Below are 15,542 nucleotides of genomic sequence, written 5' to 3' on the forward strand. Positions count from 1 at the left end.
GAATTTTTTCTGCTAACTTCTCTTGGGACATATTATCCCGTTTACGAAAATATTGTATTTGTCTACCAATGTTCATCTATACATCTCCCTTAAGTTTGAGATTAAGTTAAAGACTAATTAAAGACTACCAAATTTCTTTATAATAACGTGATTCTAAGGTGTAAAAATCTTTTATCATGCTAGTTCCCCTCATTTTTTGCCCTTTTCTGGGGGTCCCGTCCTACACTTTTTATTCCACGGTTCACTTGACCACGAGCCTCTACACCCTCAAACTCCCAAAGATAACCCCAGCGGGCAAAAACCGCCCTTCTGGGGCCACCTCTGGTGAGTTTGCATGAGGGTGCCCCTCATGGTCAAGTGACTTTCGCGGCATAAACGTTCCAGACTCTGTGATCAGCCCTTGTCTAGCTATTCTCTCATGTATTCCTATTACAAAATCCCTTCTATTCAAGTTTCTATATTGTATAATATAGTTAAATCAGATTCTATGTGGTACCACATAGAATCAAGTACATATTCTCCCCTCCGGGGAGCCTGATTTATGCGCCTTGACGGCGTCAAATCAGGAAGATCAAGAGCATTCCACGAATCGTCCCGCCGTCATAAATCCGGCGAAACTCAAGCAGGGCAAAATACGCCTGCCTTGGCATGATAAAAGCTAACGCTTTTCCATGCCTGCGGTCAGACGCATTCATTTTTGATTCTCGCTACGCTTGAACCAAAAACAAGCTCGGCAAGCCGAGTGAATGGTCTTCAGGCGTATTTTGCCCTGCGGGACTTCCTGGCCAGAACGCTTCGCATCTGTCCAGATTCTTTTTCTAGATCAGCTGACGCTTCCTAGAAAAAGACAAATAAAATTGCCCTCCGGCATTTTTATTTGTTTGATCAAAATGCCATGCTTCGCATCACATTTTGAATGAAATTAAACAAACATTTGTTTAAAAATGTTTGTTTAATAAAAAACGAAACATATAAACACGAATTATAGCGAAAACCCATAGCTTCGCTATAAAATCCCAAATAATTAAATACAGAGATAAAGCAAAGACAGGAGGCATCCCTATGGCCGCGCCACGAAAACATATAAGGATTCTAAAAACAAAAGAGATTGAAGGCATGGATATGCTTTGGAAAACTGGAACAGCTACCAGAGAACAAATGGAAAGAGAATATAACATCAAAGGAGATCGCCTGAAAAAACTTTGTCATAGCGGATATTTAGAAGAACGCACAGGAAAAATTGTTTTAGGAGAAAAGGGAATAGAAAAATTTAAGAAAGAAGGAAAAGAATATCAATATAAAACTGGCATAAATAACGCCAAACATGATATTCGTCTCTCTGAAAAATACATCTCTCTACCAAAAGAAATAAGAGAAACATGGAAAACAGAAAAACAATTGCATTCAGAGGCCCAGAAAGACCTCAGATACGACGATTTCAAAAAAAGAATAGTAGAGTCCCATCCACAAGGGAAATTCCAACCAACGCCCGATGGAGCCGTCTATAGTGAAGCGCATGGCGGTTACATTGCCATAGAAGTGACAACACGTAACTATAAGGAGATTGATATTCAACAAAAACAAGAATTTGCGAAGACATTTTTATCCGGATATGAACAACTATAGGAGGAGAAAACATGGCAATACAACCAACATTTATCGTTCCACCTACTTTTTATACAGTACATGAAATTATGGATAATACGAATTCACCCTATATCTTAAACTTACATGACATTCAGAAAGATCCACATAAGAGAAAATTAAGTGATGAATTACATTTATTCATCATGAAGCATTATCATAATCTATTTACATTTATGCTTCATCATCAGCCCTACATGTTAAAATCACAATTCTTGGACCTATTTGGCTACCAAAAAGGAAAAAAGAATAAGTCTAGAACACTTGGTTACGCCAAATTAAAAGAGTTAGAAGATAAACTGTTAATTGGTTCTAAATCCTTTTATGGTGCGGAATATATTTATTTATCTTATCGAGCTTACTATTATTTTGACCAAGAAAAAAAGGTGCTACCAATTGCACCAGGAGAGAATGTACTTTTCCGCCATTTTACTCGTATGGAAGACTATCTAGAATTAAATAAACAATATACAGACCCAATATTATTAACCGCATTACTTTGCTCTCACGAGCATTACTATCTGTTACATACAGAACCCTTTTTCCCAATTAGCCCAATACAAGAAAAAGATACACGTTACTTTGGAGAATACTTCCCAAACAACAAGATACCTAAAAATCTTGATATGGAATTTGTAACAGACTTTCTGATAAAAACAAAAAAAGAAAATAGAGGATTATGGTTAATCAATGAAGAGACACCCGATACCCAACTTCACGTACTCATTACATTCATAGATGAACTCTTTAAGATTCTTACTACACGTTGTTCTCTTAAATTACTTATTAATGATCAAAAAGAATCCTTACGAATCGTAGCAAATATTATCCCAATACCAGGAACATCTTATATCACAATTAATAACCTAATCTCTGATATCTATCATATTGAATTTTTATTAAAGATTTGCTTCTCAACAGTAATAACAAGCTTTACTTTTATTGTGATGAATCAAGATCATGAACGTGAGTTAAACAATATTATAAGTAGAATCACTAAAATTAGAGAAAATAAAAAGAACTTACAACCTTGGCAATCTATAATTGATCCAAAAAATATCAAAATCCGTGATACAAATCTATTTAGACGTTTAAATTTCAACGATTCCTACGAATCTCAAAGAGAAAAACCACTTCCACAGTAAACACTTACTTTTCATAAGTGTTTTTGGTCTTCCCCCTACTTTTGAGGTAGAGGCTGGCCGGGGTGTGGGGAGACCCCACGTATTGCGTATCTAAAAATAGAGTAAAAATTAATTAGGAAACGTTAGATCAAGCGGTTTGGCTCGTATAATGAGTAGCTCAAGCTGATATGCCTAAATCCCACTTTTGAGTTTATCGGCTTGGCGATGAAAGCAAACGAGCCAAAAAAAGTTCCGCAAGGATGTTAGAAAAAAGAAAAGTCTTTGACTTTAGCCGAGGATTGACGAGGCGACTTTTTTCTAACAAAGGTGGAGATTTTTAAGCCGGGTTTGCTTAAAAATACTACCTGTTCCTTGCGGAACTTTTAGCCTTATATATAGAGTGAGATAGGGAAAATATAAAAAACCAGTAATATCAAGGGTTTAAAGTGTTCGGGGTGTTAATTTTTTTTAACACCTGTGTTAATTTTTTTTAACACCTATTTTTTGGAAAGAACAACAAAAAAAAAAGTGCAATAGTTAATTACACCTTTTTTAAAATAAATATATTGGTAATTTATGTTTCTTTTTACTTCCTTCACATTGAATATTTCTTAATGTTTTTGCAAATATTTGTTGTGTAGCTCTATCAATATCATCTTTTGGTGCATTACATAATATATTAGGATTAACAAACCAAGTACGAGACGAACAAGATCGTCCATCTTCAGTTGTTATCCCAGTTTCCGCAACCCCTAAAATTCCTTTAACTAATAAATCGTTCATAATTTTAGAAATAGAAGTTCTTGTTTTCCCTAATTTTTTCGCTAAATAACTTGGAGAAGCAGCATTTGGTTTGATTTCCTCATTATTCTTTTCAATAATAACGTTTGATTTAAACTCTAAAAACCTTGAAAGCTCAAATAAAAAAGCTTTTTCTGGTTGAGTTAAATAACCAATCTCACACAAATAATCAATATTCTCTGTAATCATTTGCACGAACTTCACCCCATCAGTTCGTTTTTTCTTTTTACCAATAAAATAATCATCACCTGTAGTACTATGTAAAATCTGTAATAAAACTTGTTGTTGTTCAGCTGATAAACCTATATTAGCTTGTTCTAAAAAGTCCTCAACCTTATTTTCTGTTATTCTTGACTTCCGTTCTGAACTATCAATATTTACAATTTTACTCATTTTTTCCTCTCCTTAATGGTTGAGGAAAACAAACTCTAATGATAAAATGTCATTAGACAAAATTAATAATTAAGAGTTTGATTTCTCAACCTCTATCACCTTTAAGCAAAAACCCTTTCTGTCGCCAAACTTCGAGGGTTTTTTGCTATTTTAATTCTATCATAAACTTATAAGAACTTGTACGTTATCCATTTTTATAAATACATATAAAAAATAAGTATTATCAAAAACTATAGTTTTTGATAATACTTACAATAAAATTCATTAAGTCTTAAAACAGCAACAATAACCTCATTTGGATCATTTTTATCAAGCATTTGTGTAATAAATAAATAATATTGTTTAGTATTCAATTTCTTTTGTTTTATAGTTATCATTAATCCTTTAATCTCATCTAACATTAAATTATATCTTCTATTATCATCCACATCACTAATACTACATATTTTTTGCTTTATAATACTTTCACAATCTAAAATAAGATTAATAAATTCTTGATCATTTTTCATTAGTTTCTCACACCAAGTCTATAATCTATTTTAACCAGCTAATACTAACATGATTAATCCAATATTGTATTGCTCCACCTTCCCTATATTCTTTAATAGTACTTGTACCATTAAAATATTGAATTTGTGATGCAGTAACCCCCCGAAGCGTCTTAACTCCTTTAGGAACTTGTATAATATATTCCATACTAAGTGGATTTCCCCATGCTTCTAATACTGCTAATTCATTTCTTGTCTCTTCAATACTTCTCTTCTTATCTCCCCACCAATATCCAAGACCATATTTAGATTCAACTTCACCAGCTTTACTTCTTCTATATAACATAATAGGTTCATCAATTTCTATAATTTCTATTTTTAAATCCTTAAAAGCTAAAACATCAGATTTTGTACCTTTAAAATCAAAATTTAAAAATCCAGATTCTCTAATAATTTCTCTTTTTAAAGTTGCTCTATCCATTACATTTAAACCAATATTATCTACTGTATCTAACAATTCATTTAAATCTTTATTATTCCATTCTACCAATTTATTTCTTTTTATATTAGAAATAATCTCTTCAATATTATCTTCATTTTTAAGAATACTAAAAACCTTACTATCTTGATTTAAAACTGGATTATTTACTTCAGCGTAAGTATTATTATTAAAAGGATTAAATATCCCTAATAAGATAAAAAACAGTACAACAAATGTATATTTCTTCATAACAGACTATTATCTCCTCTATATCTTATAATTACTATTTTATTACATAATTTTTCTAAATATAAACTTCCATATAGATTCTTCTCCTGTCACCACAGAAGCTGTACCCAACATTCCTATATGTAATTCATTTAATTCCTTTGTATTAATTGTTGCTTCTAATTCATACATATAGCTTTTAAATTCTTTATTAAATATAGGATTTGCAGATACATATAATATTTCTCCTATTTGTTTATCCGTTTTCTTTAGTTTAAACGAATATTGTACCTTATCTCCTTTTTTAATTCCTTTTATCTCTTCAGCAGATAACAAAATTTTTACTTTTTTTTCATCTTCTTTCGGAATAATTGAAACGACCTCTTGACCTGGATCAATTAAATCACCAGGTTGCAAAATAGAAGGGAATTGTACAACTCCATCTTGTTGTGCCTTTATAATCATCGTTTCATTTTGATTATGTAATCCAGAAAAGTCTTGTTTTTTCATAAATATCTCTTGCTCTAAAGATTGAATACGCTGATTCACAGAAACAATATTACTTTCTTTATATTGATTTAAAGCATGTTCCTTTTGTTTTTGTTTCCCTTCCTTCGTTGTATCAACTTTCTTCCTTTCACTATCTAACGTTTCTTTTCTTTGACCTATTCTTTTTTCTATATTATTTTGTTGAGACTCTAAAGATTGAATTCTATCATCCAATACTTGTTTTTGTTCATCTAATATATTTTCTTTATCTTTCTGTTTATTTATAGATTTAATTTCTCTTTGTATATTTTCCTTTTCTGCAATCAACCCTTGTAAAATCTCGTCTTGTTCATTTGATAGTTTACTATTAACTATCAAATTTATCTCATTTTCTTTTTCATTTTGCAAAGATTGATACCCTTGCTCATATGCTTTATATTCTTCCCTTATTTTTTTATCCACTTCATCAGAAAAAGATAATTTATGGGATTGAATACTCTTTTTTAACTGTTCTAACATCTCTTTTTGTCCTTCTAAATGCTTAACAATTTGATCCATTTGATTTTGTTTATCCATTAATTCTTGGTTTTTTAATTGAAGCAAAGTATCTCCCTTTTTCACCGCATTTCCTGATTGAACAGAAACAGTATCTACAACACCTGGAATTTGAGCTCGAGATACACTTACATCTGACTTACCTTGTATCATTGCTGTTCCTTTACTCACAATATCTAGTTTTCCAACATATGCCCAAATTATAAATCCTATTAAACTTAAAAAAAGAAAACATAGTAATCCAGCGATAAAACGAGGAGGTTTTCGTTCCAATAACTCTACACTATCTGTTAACTGATCAAAAGAATAAATCTTACTCATATTGACCACCCCTCATTTTATTAAATTGTGACTCTATATGATCTACGTGAACTGTTTGATTCTTCCAAAGACGATAATATTCTCCTTGATGGAATAATAATTCTTCATGAGAACCTCGCTCTATAATATTTCCTTTTTCCATTACAAAAATTTGACTTGCATGTTGAATTGTACTTAATCGATGAGCAATCATAATAACAGTTACTCCTTGCAAACCTAATCCTTTTAACATATCCGTAATATTTTTTTCAGTTGTAGAATCCAAATTGCTTGTTGCTTCATCTAAAATTAAAATATCTGGTTTTTTCAATAACGCTCTCGCAATTGCTAAACGTTGTCTTTGTCCACCTGATAAATTCGAAGCATTTTCTTCTAAATAAGTTTCATAACGTAACGGTAATTCACCAACAAACTCATGTACACAAACCTGTTTACATACTTGTATAACCTCTTCTAACGTAACTGATCGTTCTAATCCAAAACATAAATTCTCATAAATAGACGCACTAAAGAAAAATGATTCCTGAGAAACATATGCAATCTGATCTCGTAATGCAGTACGATTTATTTCTTTAATATGATAATCATCATAATATATATCACCTTGTTGTGATTCATAATAATGCATTAGCAATTTTGAAATTGTCGTTTTTCCAGAACCACTTTCTCCTACAAATGCAACTTGACTACCAGACTCAATAGAAAAACTTATATTATTTAAAACATTCTTACGTGTTCCATAACGAAATGTAACATTAGAACAATCAATCCTCCCAGATAACTGTTTAGGAGAGACTTTATTATCTTCTTTTTCACTTTTTTCAGCATCTAAATCAAAGATTTCATTTAATCGTTCTCCAGCAACTAATGCAGATTGCATCATAGGTTGAATTCCAATTAAATTTTCAATTGGATTTAAAAAATAAGCTAAAAGTGCATTATATGTAATTAATTCACCTATCGTCATATTACCTTTTAATACCTGTATAGCTCCAACCCAAAGAATAACCGTCCCTCCAATTAACTCAAGTCCCATTTTAATAGATCCTTGTAAATTAGATAACATTCCTCTTTTAAATACATTCTTTAATAAATTAACAAAATGACTTTCAGTTTGAAAAAACACTTCTTTTTCAGCGTTATAAGACTTTACTGTTGCAATTCCATTTAAAGATTCTACTAAATAAGAATTTAATCTAGCATTACTTTCCATCTCTTCTCTATTAATTAATTGATACGGTTTATGAAAAACAAAAATAATCCCCATATAAAAAGGTATTAATAATAAAGTCACACCAAATAAAATAGGGCTATGTATATATAATAAAATTGCTCCTAATGTAACCATTAATGTATCAATCATTAATGTAACAGTAATTGTTGATAACGCATCTCTTATTTTACTTGCATCCATAAATCGAGAAATAATTTCTCCTACTTTTCTTGTCTCAAAAAAATTCATAGGTAACCCTACAACATGACGATAATATCCAAGCATTAATTGAATATCTATTCTTCTACTCAAATATAAAATCAAATGAGTTCTAAAATAAGAAAGAAGAACTTTAAAAATGTACAATATAATAATCCCAATAGATACAATATGAAGTGTCTGCAACAACTGATTCGTAACAATATCATCAATTAAAAACTTAAAATAAAATGCTCCTAACAATCCAAATAAATTAAAAAAAATAGAAGCAAAAAATAAAGGTACTAATATTTTTTTTTGCTGCTTTAATAACAATAAAAAACGAGAAAATGTTCCTTGAGATTCTTTCCCTTTTTGAAACTTTTGTCCAGGAGACATTAATACAAGAATACCTGTCCACATTTGACAGAATTCCTCTAATAAATAAGTTATCAAGCCTTTTTCTGGATCCGCAATATAAATTTTATTATCCTTAATTTTATGAATAACTACATAATGTAACAAACCACCATTCACTACTACATGAGCAATAGCAGGTAATGGTATTTCTTTCAAATTTTCCATTTTTGTTGCCTTTACAGCTTTAACCTCAAATCCTAATTTTTCTCCCGCTTCCAGTAATCCCCTTATATTTGTTCCTGATAAATCTGTGCCAGCTATATTCCTAATCTTTGAAATAGACATTGTAAACCCATAATAGGAAGAAATCATTGCAAGACATGCAGGACCACAATCCTTTAAATCTTGTTGCTTTATAAAAGTAAATTTTTTAACCACTGTATTCTGCTCCCTAAATTATAAAATAAGAAACTGATTCAACAATAAAAAAGCCGAGATAATATTAAATCCTCTCGACTTTTAAAAATAAATCTCTAATTATAAATATTATAAACTTATAAATTATCAATCATATGCAAGGTATCCACCAATTGCAGCTCCAGCTACTGCTCCAGCTGCTAATCCCCAAGGACCAACTCTTGAACCCCAAGAAGCCCCTTTTTGTGCCCCTTTTAAAGCTCCTACAGCAACAGATGCTCCTGTACCAGCACCAACAGAAGCATTTGCCCAAGAACCCCCACCATTAATTTCTAACTCTTCATTTGTAAGATCTACAACATTTAAATTTGTTTCTAGTTTCATTATTCTATCCCCTTTTTTTAAAATATTATTTATTATCTAATAAATACCCTACACCATATGCTACAGCCCCATAATGAGCCCCAACAACACCACAAGCTGGTCCACAAATAGCAGTACCAATACCACCATATGTAGCAACATTACCAACAACATTTATAGTATGGGATTTCCAAGAACCACCATCAATGTTTTCTAATTCAAATTCCTTTAACTCTTCCATGAAATAACCTCCCTATTAATATTAAATATTAATAATCCTAATATAAAAAATAATTAATATTAGGATTATACAGTATTTAAGATTTCATTAATTTATAAATGTTAAAATAACATCATATACTTTATATACATTAAGATTTCTTGAATTTTCTATATAAAAGAACAACAATAGAAATTAATAATCCTAATACACAAAAAGTAAATAATATGATTTTTTTAGTAGATAATACTTCAGTTTCAAAAAAAGTCATATTTCCTACCATTAATGTTTGTATAAAAAATATAAAAATAAAGTAATATAAAAATCGATTATTTTGTTCCAAATAATCCCTCCTAACAGGAATATATATCCATCTTATACATTATATATATGGATTTCAACATCTAAAATAATGCAATAATGCATATTAATAAATATTAATTTATTAATATATTAAAATTTATCACTTATTTTAACCATATTTAAACTAAAAAAGAGTCCTAAATTAATAGAATTCTTTTTTTAATTTTGAAAGTAAACTTTTGAATAAAGGTTTACTTTCATTTATCACTCAAAAAAGGCAAAAAGACAGCAATAAATCAGCTGTCTTTTTGCCTTTTGATCTATACATATTCTATTTTTTAGGCATCCATGTATGTCCGCAATTCATACAACCATTGACAATATTTTTTCTACCAATAAATCCACTGAATAAAGTTATAGGTGCCCCTAAGAGCATAATAAACCAAGTAATAAGTAAGGCTATACCAGAAAGAGGAGAGATTATATTCCCAATAGAAGCTATTCCAGCTATAAGTGTAGCTAACATAAGAAACAAAATTAAAAACATCCTTTTAAAATTATAACCACGTTTATTACCAACTATTTGATCAGATTTACATTTCCTACAAACAACCCGCCTAGTTACCTTTTCTTTTTCTACTGTCATGTCCAATCATCCCTTTTAACTATAAATTTAAATAAATTAATTATAAAATATATAAACTATAATAAGATACAAATATTATCAAAATAAGAAATAGAACCCTAAAAACCAGGATTTTTTGCTTATTCTTCAATGTAAACTAATAAATATTAGTTTACATTCGTTTCCCCTTAAACATTGACTTTTCACCAAATCCCCTGATATCCTCAAAATACATAACAAGAGTATACATTCAAAACACCATAAAATAAGAGGTCATAAATCCATGAATAAAAAACCACATCTTATTGATGTACAACCCATTAGAAGTAAAAAACAAATCGAAGATATGAAATGGGCCCTCAAACGTCATTGTTCTAAAAGAGACTATATTCTTTTTCTAATTGGAATCAATACAGGATTACGTGTCAGCGATCTACTCCAAATTCAAACAGAAACCATAGTAAAGTTAAAACGGAAAAAGAGAAAAGAATTTAAGATCAAAGAAGGAAAAACAAAGAAAGAACGCATAATTAATCTTACTTCTATTTTTAATGAAGTCTATTCGTATGCCCAAGCACTAGAAAGTACCTGGTTATTCCCTTCAAGAAAAGGGGATCAACCCATTAGTAAGATCCAGGCTTATCGACAATTGCAAAAAGCCGGAGATTTTGCCAATGTAGAATCCATCGGGACTCATACCATGCGCAAAACCTTCGGTTATTGGTTCTATAAACAAACTAAGGATGTAGCCATGTTGCAAGAAATACTCAATCATAGCACACCACAAATCACGCTCAAATATATTGGAATCAATAAAGAAGAAAAAGATAATATCTTAGATACATTTCAAATTTAAAAATAAAAAGGGAATACTTATATACTAATCTATACTGCATTCCCTTATTCTATGTATACTATACTTCTATTCTTCTCCCGACATTAGAACACATTTTTTTGATTTTATCTTTTCTTTTAATACGTACTCTAGCAACTTCTTGAAATAAATTATTTTAGATCTCTTTTCACTTTTAATATCCATTTTTCCTAATATTTTTCTTAAGAAATATAAAACTATCAAAAAAATACCTAACTGAAGAAAAGAATGCATATTTGGATGAATCTTAGGGTCAACAAATATAAGAACATAATCTTTTAAGAAAAAAGCACAAATTATACCCATTAAATTAGTTCCTGCTGTTGATCCTTTAGAACTATCATAAGTTTCTTCTAAACTTTCAAGGCGAAAAATAGCATGATTAAGAACATCTTCATCTAATTTAAACAAAGCTTCTTCTTTCTTCTTTATATCTGAAAAATCATCAAAATTTTTACATAAAAAATTTTGATCTATAAAAGAAACTAATTCCTTATCAGAAGAGAGTAAAATTTTATTTATTAATTTATCAGTATTCATAATATAACTCCTATTCATTAAATATCACATTACAAATTTAGCTATAAAAAATAAAAAAGACTCTAATTTAAAGAGTCCTTTTTATTTAACATAACTAAGCCCCTCTTTTAGACGAGTTCATAGCTTTTACATTTAAAATAATTTGACGTTCCAATTCCTCATTCTTTTTACCAATACGACTTCCAATAAAAAATACATCAATAAAGGCCCAAATACCTAATCCACCTAATGTAAAAGTCATAGCAATTGCCATACCAAAATCACGAGCATAATAACGATGTCCACCTAGACCACCTAAAAAGAACCAAATCAAATATGCAATACCTTTTGATTTTTTATTCTTTTCAAATTCAGAATTAACCATTGATAATTCATGATTTGATAAACCTTTTTTTAATGCTAAATTATTCAATCCTTAAAACCCCTTAAATGTAATATATAAATTCGTAGATAAATATAGCATAAAATAATAATTTTATATACAAAAACTGTAAGAATAAAAGAACAAAAATAAATTAATAGTCCGAAAAAAGGCATGCAACACAATGTTGCATGCCTTTTTTATAACGCTACAATGCGTTTCTTACTATTTAACATTAGAATAAATTAAAGTAATTAAAGGAGGTACATATATGGACATTGGAAAAAAAATAAAACATTTAAGATTAATAAATAACATGACACAAGAAGATGTAGCCAGCCAATTATTTATTTCAAGACAAGTTATATCTAAATGGGAACTAGGAAAAAGTCTTCCCGATCTAACCAATTTATTAGCTTTAAGCAATCTATTTAATGTTTCAATTGATTCTTTATTAAAGGAGGATTCAAATTTGCAAAATCAGATAATAAAACAAAGCAATTACAAAAGATATTTATTAATAGCCTCTCTCTACATATATTCTTTAATTGCTATTGTTGTTATCTTTTATTGTCTCATTGCTTTTTTACTTATACCAAAGGACATAAAAACATCAGATCTAAAGGTTATTAATTCCCACTTTTATCAAGAAAGCGATAAAAAAGAAATTCTATATATTTATAGTAAATTAACACCGTTTTTCTCCAATTATTCAGGAGATTATAGCATTCAAACAAAAGAACATGAAATAAACATTCATGCTAATCGAAATTCAATTCCATTTAGAAATAAAGATGTTTTATTTTCAATCGAAAAAGATATAACTCACGGGATAGATTGGCAAGAAAAAGATGTTTACATTGTAGATGAAAACAATAACAAAATACTTATATATAACCATGAAAATAAACAACTATATTATCAAACAAAAAATTAAAGTAGGTGATCAAAATTAAAAACATCTATAAATATACTTTTATAATAACTACATTTATCCTTAACATAATCAGTACTCTACTTATTGCAAATACCGGATTTGCACCAAACGTTATAGTATTTTCTATTAGCTTTTTATTTTTCACCATTTTATTTCAATCAATCACAATTCTTTTCATTATCTATATGATTAAAAATGATACATCTAAAAAAACAAAAATAATTTTATACATTTTTTTAACACTAGATATATTTATCTTTTTATCTTTACTATACATGGCCTATATCGTAATAACTCAAACTCTATAAAAAATAACATACTAATAGCAAGGGAATGCTTGTAAACTGATCTATACTGCATTCCCTTATTGTATGTATGCTATATTTCTATTCTTCTTTTTCCGACATTAGAACCTTACATAAAACACTAGTCAAATTTACTTTTTAAACAAACCGAAAAAACCTTTCCGTTTTTGTTTCTGATTTTGCGCCTGCATATCTCTAATGTTTTCAAGCAATAACTGATCTCGTTTCTCTAGCTTCTTCTCTATAAAAACTTCTAATTCACTGTTTTTACCTTCTACTTCAGTTAACTTTTTCTCCGTATTTGCTAAATGCTCTTTTGTCGTAACCAATTCATTCGTAATTTCTTGCAATTTTTGAACGAGTGCTTGATTAAATTGATTTTGTAACTGTTGATTTTCTAATACTTCATTCAGTTTCTTTTCTAATTCTGATTTTTCTTCTTTTGAAACAAACGAATCAAGTTCTCCGTTTCGCCATGAGCGAACTTGATCATAAGACCATTTTTGGACCTGTATTTTTTCTTTTATTGCTTTTAATTCTTCTATATTTTCCTTCGAGTATCTGCGATGCCCCCCCTGACTTCGCTCCGTTTGTATATTAAATTCGTTTGACCATACCTTTAACAAATCGGGTGTAATCCCTAAAAGATCCGCAACAATTTTCGGTGTGTGCATTTCCGATTTTAGTTCCAATTTTTATTCCTCCCCAAAAAACGGAATACGTTTTTTACTTAAAAAACACGATTAAATCAACATTCCAATCAAAATCGGAATATACTTGCAACCGATATAAAAACCGATTTTAAAAACGATTTAATTTCGAAATACATTCCGATTTTAACACCGATATGTATTACTTCTCGATAATAACATCAAAATCTTTTTTTATTTATACAAGATTTTATGCAAAAAAAGAATAGCTGGGATCCCTAGAATCCTCGCTATATCAACGATGTATAAAATCCTGTATACCAAATAAACAGACAAAAAAAGAAGAATCCCTGTACATACAAAGATTCTATCCAAATAGTTGCTACCGATAATGGGACGTTATGTTAACCGACTATGAATGTTTATTCATAAACAAAAATCAAAAGCAATAAAAGATTTGTTTTAATAAAAAAGAGCAAGTTTTCTTAATGAGAACTTGCTCTTTTTTTGTAATAAGGTACCTTGTACCGATCCAAATTATTGATAAACACCAAATAAATTTCATTTTTAAAAATCATCAAATTTCTTTCTTGCTTTACGCTTTAATTTAAAGCCAAACCGACCTGTATACTCCTCATTTTTCACTAATAGGTGATATGCGGAAATAATCATAATAGTAAGAACTGATATATATATACCGATAGCTATTAAAACTACAAAAATTGGATAATAAGGTACCAAAACCCCCATTTTTAGCTTTTTCTCCAGCGCAAAAGCTAAAAAACCTACCGTTAGTAAACATAAACCGATCACCATTATAAACGAATATTTTCTTTTGATATTTTCGTATCTTATTGTTAACTCTTTTAAAAAATTTGGATCGAACAACAAAACTTCTTTTTGAAGAATTGTATATTCCCCACCATCAAATCCCACTGATACAAAAGCTACAACTCCCAATGTAGCAATAACAATAATTAGAAGTAATTCAAATACTGAATTTTGCTTAAGAATTAAATATGGTTCAAAGGCTAAGGCAAACAAACTAAAACCTAAACCAATATGTTTAGCAATTTTTCGTGTGCTCAACAAATAGCCTTCTGCCATTTCTCTGCTTACATAATAGCCTTCTTCATTTTCTTTATTATGTTCAACAGTTTCCTTTAACAAATAATCAATAGATACCTCGAATATATTTCCAATCATTAGAAGTTTTTCTGTCTCAGGAAATCCTTGACCATTTTCCCATTTACTAATTGCTTGTCTTGAAGTATTTAATGTTTCTGCTAAAGCTTCTTGAGATAACCCTTTTTGTTTCCGTAACTTAAACAGTTTTTCTCCAAACATCATACTCATAACCTCCTTCTTATTAAATTAAACTATAAGCAATTAATTGGTTATGTTCTATATCTTGGTACATACAATTTGTCAACTTGAAGTTGCATTAATGTTATATCCTGTTTATTTCGCAATTCCAGTTTATAAATACTAAAATAGTTATATTATGAATTTGTAATAAATCGAGTCCCTACTGCCAATAACGATAATTATGTAAACACAAAAGTCCTCCAGTTAAACAATCCGGAGGACTTTTAATAGTTTTCTAAGTTATCTTCCAAATACACTCAATCCTAAATAAATCAAACTATAAC

At 29.6% G+C, this 15,542-nt stretch carries 17 protein-coding genes and 1 pseudogene; 4 read left to right on the forward strand and 14 right to left on the reverse strand.

What is annotated here, in order from left to right; all coding sequences use genetic code 11:
- Positions 1-76, reverse strand: a pseudogene (locus ACTJJY_RS30835) (XRE family transcriptional regulator); the annotation flags it as partial.
- Positions 77-1,062: 986 nt separating this feature from the next.
- On the opposite strand from ACTJJY_RS30835, the gene ACTJJY_RS30840 reads away from it, so the two are divergent.
- On the forward strand, positions 1,063-1,626 hold the full coding sequence (locus ACTJJY_RS30840) for a hypothetical protein (protein WP_098312954.1): 564 nt from the start codon (positions 1,063-1,065) through the stop codon (positions 1,624-1,626).
- Positions 1,627-1,637: 11 nt separating this feature from the next.
- The gene (locus ACTJJY_RS30845) at positions 1,638-2,789 is read left to right on the forward strand and encodes a hypothetical protein (protein ID WP_440607372.1); all 1,152 of its coding nucleotides are present in this window, start codon (positions 1,638-1,640) and stop codon (positions 2,787-2,789) included.
- A gap of 531 nt (positions 2,790-3,320) precedes the next feature.
- Here the strand turns inward: ACTJJY_RS30845 and ACTJJY_RS30850 are convergent.
- The 9 genes from ACTJJY_RS30850 to ACTJJY_RS30890 all read right to left on the reverse strand — a co-directional run bounded on the left by ACTJJY_RS30850 (position 3,321) and on the right by ACTJJY_RS30890 (position 10,244).
- The gene (locus ACTJJY_RS30850) at positions 3,321-3,962 is read right to left on the reverse strand and encodes a MarR family transcriptional regulator (RefSeq protein ID WP_085451336.1); all 642 of its coding nucleotides are present in this window, start codon (positions 3,960-3,962) and stop codon (positions 3,321-3,323) included.
- A 230-nt stretch (positions 3,963-4,192) separates the two neighbouring features.
- Complete coding sequence (locus tag ACTJJY_RS30855) at positions 4,193-4,471, reverse strand: hypothetical protein (protein WP_098277461.1); 279 nt, start codon at positions 4,469-4,471, stop codon at positions 4,193-4,195.
- A 25-nt stretch (positions 4,472-4,496) separates the two neighbouring features.
- Positions 4,497-5,180: an autotransporter gene (locus tag ACTJJY_RS30860; RefSeq protein WP_098277462.1), complete on the reverse strand. Its 684-nt coding sequence runs from the start codon at positions 5,178-5,180 to the stop codon at positions 4,497-4,499.
- 42 nt (positions 5,181-5,222) lie between these two features.
- The gene (locus ACTJJY_RS30865) at positions 5,223-6,524 is read right to left on the reverse strand and encodes an HlyD family efflux transporter periplasmic adaptor subunit (RefSeq protein ID WP_098277463.1); all 1,302 of its coding nucleotides are present in this window, start codon (positions 6,522-6,524) and stop codon (positions 5,223-5,225) included.
- Positions 6,517-8,733 carry a peptidase domain-containing ABC transporter gene (locus ACTJJY_RS30870; protein ID WP_098277464.1) on the reverse strand — a complete coding sequence of 739 codons (2,217 nt, stop codon included), beginning with the start codon at positions 8,731-8,733 and terminating at the stop codon, positions 6,517-6,519. The genes ACTJJY_RS30865 and ACTJJY_RS30870 overlap by 8 nt, the downstream gene beginning before the upstream one ends.
- A gap of 126 nt (positions 8,734-8,859) precedes the next feature.
- Positions 8,860-9,096: a Blp family class II bacteriocin gene (locus ACTJJY_RS30875; protein ID WP_000764649.1), complete on the reverse strand. Its 237-nt coding sequence runs from the start codon at positions 9,094-9,096 to the stop codon at positions 8,860-8,862.
- A gap of 25 nt (positions 9,097-9,121) precedes the next feature.
- Entirely contained in the window at positions 9,122-9,316 is a 195-nt protein-coding gene (locus ACTJJY_RS30880) for a Blp family class II bacteriocin (RefSeq protein ID WP_000391828.1), read from the reverse strand.
- A gap of 130 nt (positions 9,317-9,446) precedes the next feature.
- A complete protein-coding gene (locus ACTJJY_RS30885; protein ID WP_098277465.1) occupies positions 9,447-9,638 on the reverse strand; it encodes a hypothetical protein in 192 nt (63 codons plus the stop codon).
- A gap of 291 nt (positions 9,639-9,929) precedes the next feature.
- Positions 9,930-10,244 (reverse strand): hypothetical protein, encoded by a 315-nt coding sequence (locus tag ACTJJY_RS30890; RefSeq protein WP_097854141.1) that lies wholly within the window; start codon positions 10,242-10,244, stop codon positions 9,930-9,932.
- A 262-nt stretch (positions 10,245-10,506) separates the two neighbouring features.
- Here ACTJJY_RS30890 and ACTJJY_RS30895 point away from each other — a divergent pair, with 262 nt between their 5' ends.
- Complete coding sequence (locus ACTJJY_RS30895; protein WP_098277466.1) at positions 10,507-11,079, forward strand: tyrosine-type recombinase/integrase; 573 nt, start codon at positions 10,507-10,509, stop codon at positions 11,077-11,079.
- Between the two features lie 66 nt (positions 11,080-11,145).
- On the opposite strand, the gene ACTJJY_RS30900 is transcribed toward ACTJJY_RS30895, so the two are convergent.
- Together ACTJJY_RS30900 and ACTJJY_RS30905 are read right to left on the reverse strand one after the other, a co-directional pair.
- Positions 11,146-11,637 carry a hypothetical protein gene (locus tag ACTJJY_RS30900; RefSeq protein WP_098277467.1) on the reverse strand — a complete coding sequence of 164 codons (492 nt, stop codon included), beginning with the start codon at positions 11,635-11,637 and terminating at the stop codon, positions 11,146-11,148.
- 94 nt (positions 11,638-11,731) lie between these two features.
- The gene (locus tag ACTJJY_RS30905; RefSeq protein WP_098277468.1) at positions 11,732-12,049 is read right to left on the reverse strand and encodes a TM2 domain-containing protein; all 318 of its coding nucleotides are present in this window, start codon (positions 12,047-12,049) and stop codon (positions 11,732-11,734) included.
- Positions 12,050-12,269: 220 nt separating this feature from the next.
- Here ACTJJY_RS30905 and ACTJJY_RS30910 point away from each other — a divergent pair, with 220 nt between their 5' ends.
- A complete protein-coding gene (locus ACTJJY_RS30910; RefSeq protein WP_098277469.1) occupies positions 12,270-12,935 on the forward strand; it encodes a helix-turn-helix domain-containing protein in 666 nt (221 codons plus the stop codon).
- Between the two features lie 436 nt (positions 12,936-13,371).
- Here ACTJJY_RS30910 and ACTJJY_RS30915 read toward each other — a convergent pair whose 3' ends face one another.
- The gene (locus ACTJJY_RS30915) at positions 13,372-13,932 is read right to left on the reverse strand and encodes a MerR family transcriptional regulator (protein ID WP_097927655.1); all 561 of its coding nucleotides are present in this window, start codon (positions 13,930-13,932) and stop codon (positions 13,372-13,374) included.
- A 525-nt stretch (positions 13,933-14,457) separates the two neighbouring features.
- Positions 14,458-15,240: a helix-turn-helix domain-containing protein gene (locus ACTJJY_RS30920; protein ID WP_223618541.1), complete on the reverse strand. Its 783-nt coding sequence runs from the start codon at positions 15,238-15,240 to the stop codon at positions 14,458-14,460.
- Between the last annotated feature and the right edge of the window lie 302 nt (positions 15,241-15,542).

This window comes from Bacillus sp. 22475 (assembly GCF_052044835.1).
Classification (GTDB): Bacteria; Bacillota; Bacilli; order Bacillales; family Bacillaceae_G; genus Bacillus_A; species Bacillus_A cereus.

Excerpts from the sequence above, each read along its gene's own strand:
- ACTJJY_RS30880 (WP_000391828.1), bottom strand. The coding sequence starts at position 9,316 with ATGGAAGAGTTAAAGGAATTTGAATTAGAAAACATTGATGGTGGTTCT.
- ACTJJY_RS30895 (WP_098277466.1), top strand. The coding sequence starts at position 10,507 with ATGAATAAAAAACCACATCTTATTGATGTACAACCCATTAGAAGTAAA.
- ACTJJY_RS30875 (WP_000764649.1), bottom strand. The coding sequence starts at position 9,096 with ATGAAACTAGAAACAAATTTAAATGTTGTAGATCTTACAAATGAAGAG.
- ACTJJY_RS30845 (WP_440607372.1), top strand. The coding sequence starts at position 1,638 with ATGGCAATACAACCAACATTTATCGTTCCACCTACTTTTTATACAGTA.
- ACTJJY_RS30910 (WP_098277469.1), top strand. The coding sequence starts at position 12,270 with ATGGACATTGGAAAAAAAATAAAACATTTAAGATTAATAAATAACATG.
- ACTJJY_RS30920 (WP_223618541.1), bottom strand. The coding sequence starts at position 15,240 with ATGATGTTTGGAGAAAAACTGTTTAAGTTACGGAAACAAAAAGGGTTA.
- ACTJJY_RS30855 (WP_098277461.1), bottom strand. The coding sequence starts at position 4,471 with ATGAAAAATGATCAAGAATTTATTAATCTTATTTTAGATTGTGAAAGT.
- ACTJJY_RS30900 (WP_098277467.1), bottom strand. The coding sequence starts at position 11,637 with ATGAATACTGATAAATTAATAAATAAAATTTTACTCTCTTCTGATAAG.
- ACTJJY_RS30850 (WP_085451336.1), bottom strand. The coding sequence starts at position 3,962 with ATGAGTAAAATTGTAAATATTGATAGTTCAGAACGGAAGTCAAGAATA.
- ACTJJY_RS30890 (WP_097854141.1), bottom strand. The coding sequence starts at position 10,244 with ATGACAGTAGAAAAAGAAAAGGTAACTAGGCGGGTTGTTTGTAGGAAA.
- ACTJJY_RS30840 (WP_098312954.1), top strand. The coding sequence starts at position 1,063 with ATGGCCGCGCCACGAAAACATATAAGGATTCTAAAAACAAAAGAGATT.
- ACTJJY_RS30865 (WP_098277463.1), bottom strand. The coding sequence starts at position 6,524 with ATGAGTAAGATTTATTCTTTTGATCAGTTAACAGATAGTGTAGAGTTA.
- ACTJJY_RS30860 (WP_098277462.1), bottom strand. The coding sequence starts at position 5,180 with ATGAAGAAATATACATTTGTTGTACTGTTTTTTATCTTATTAGGGATA.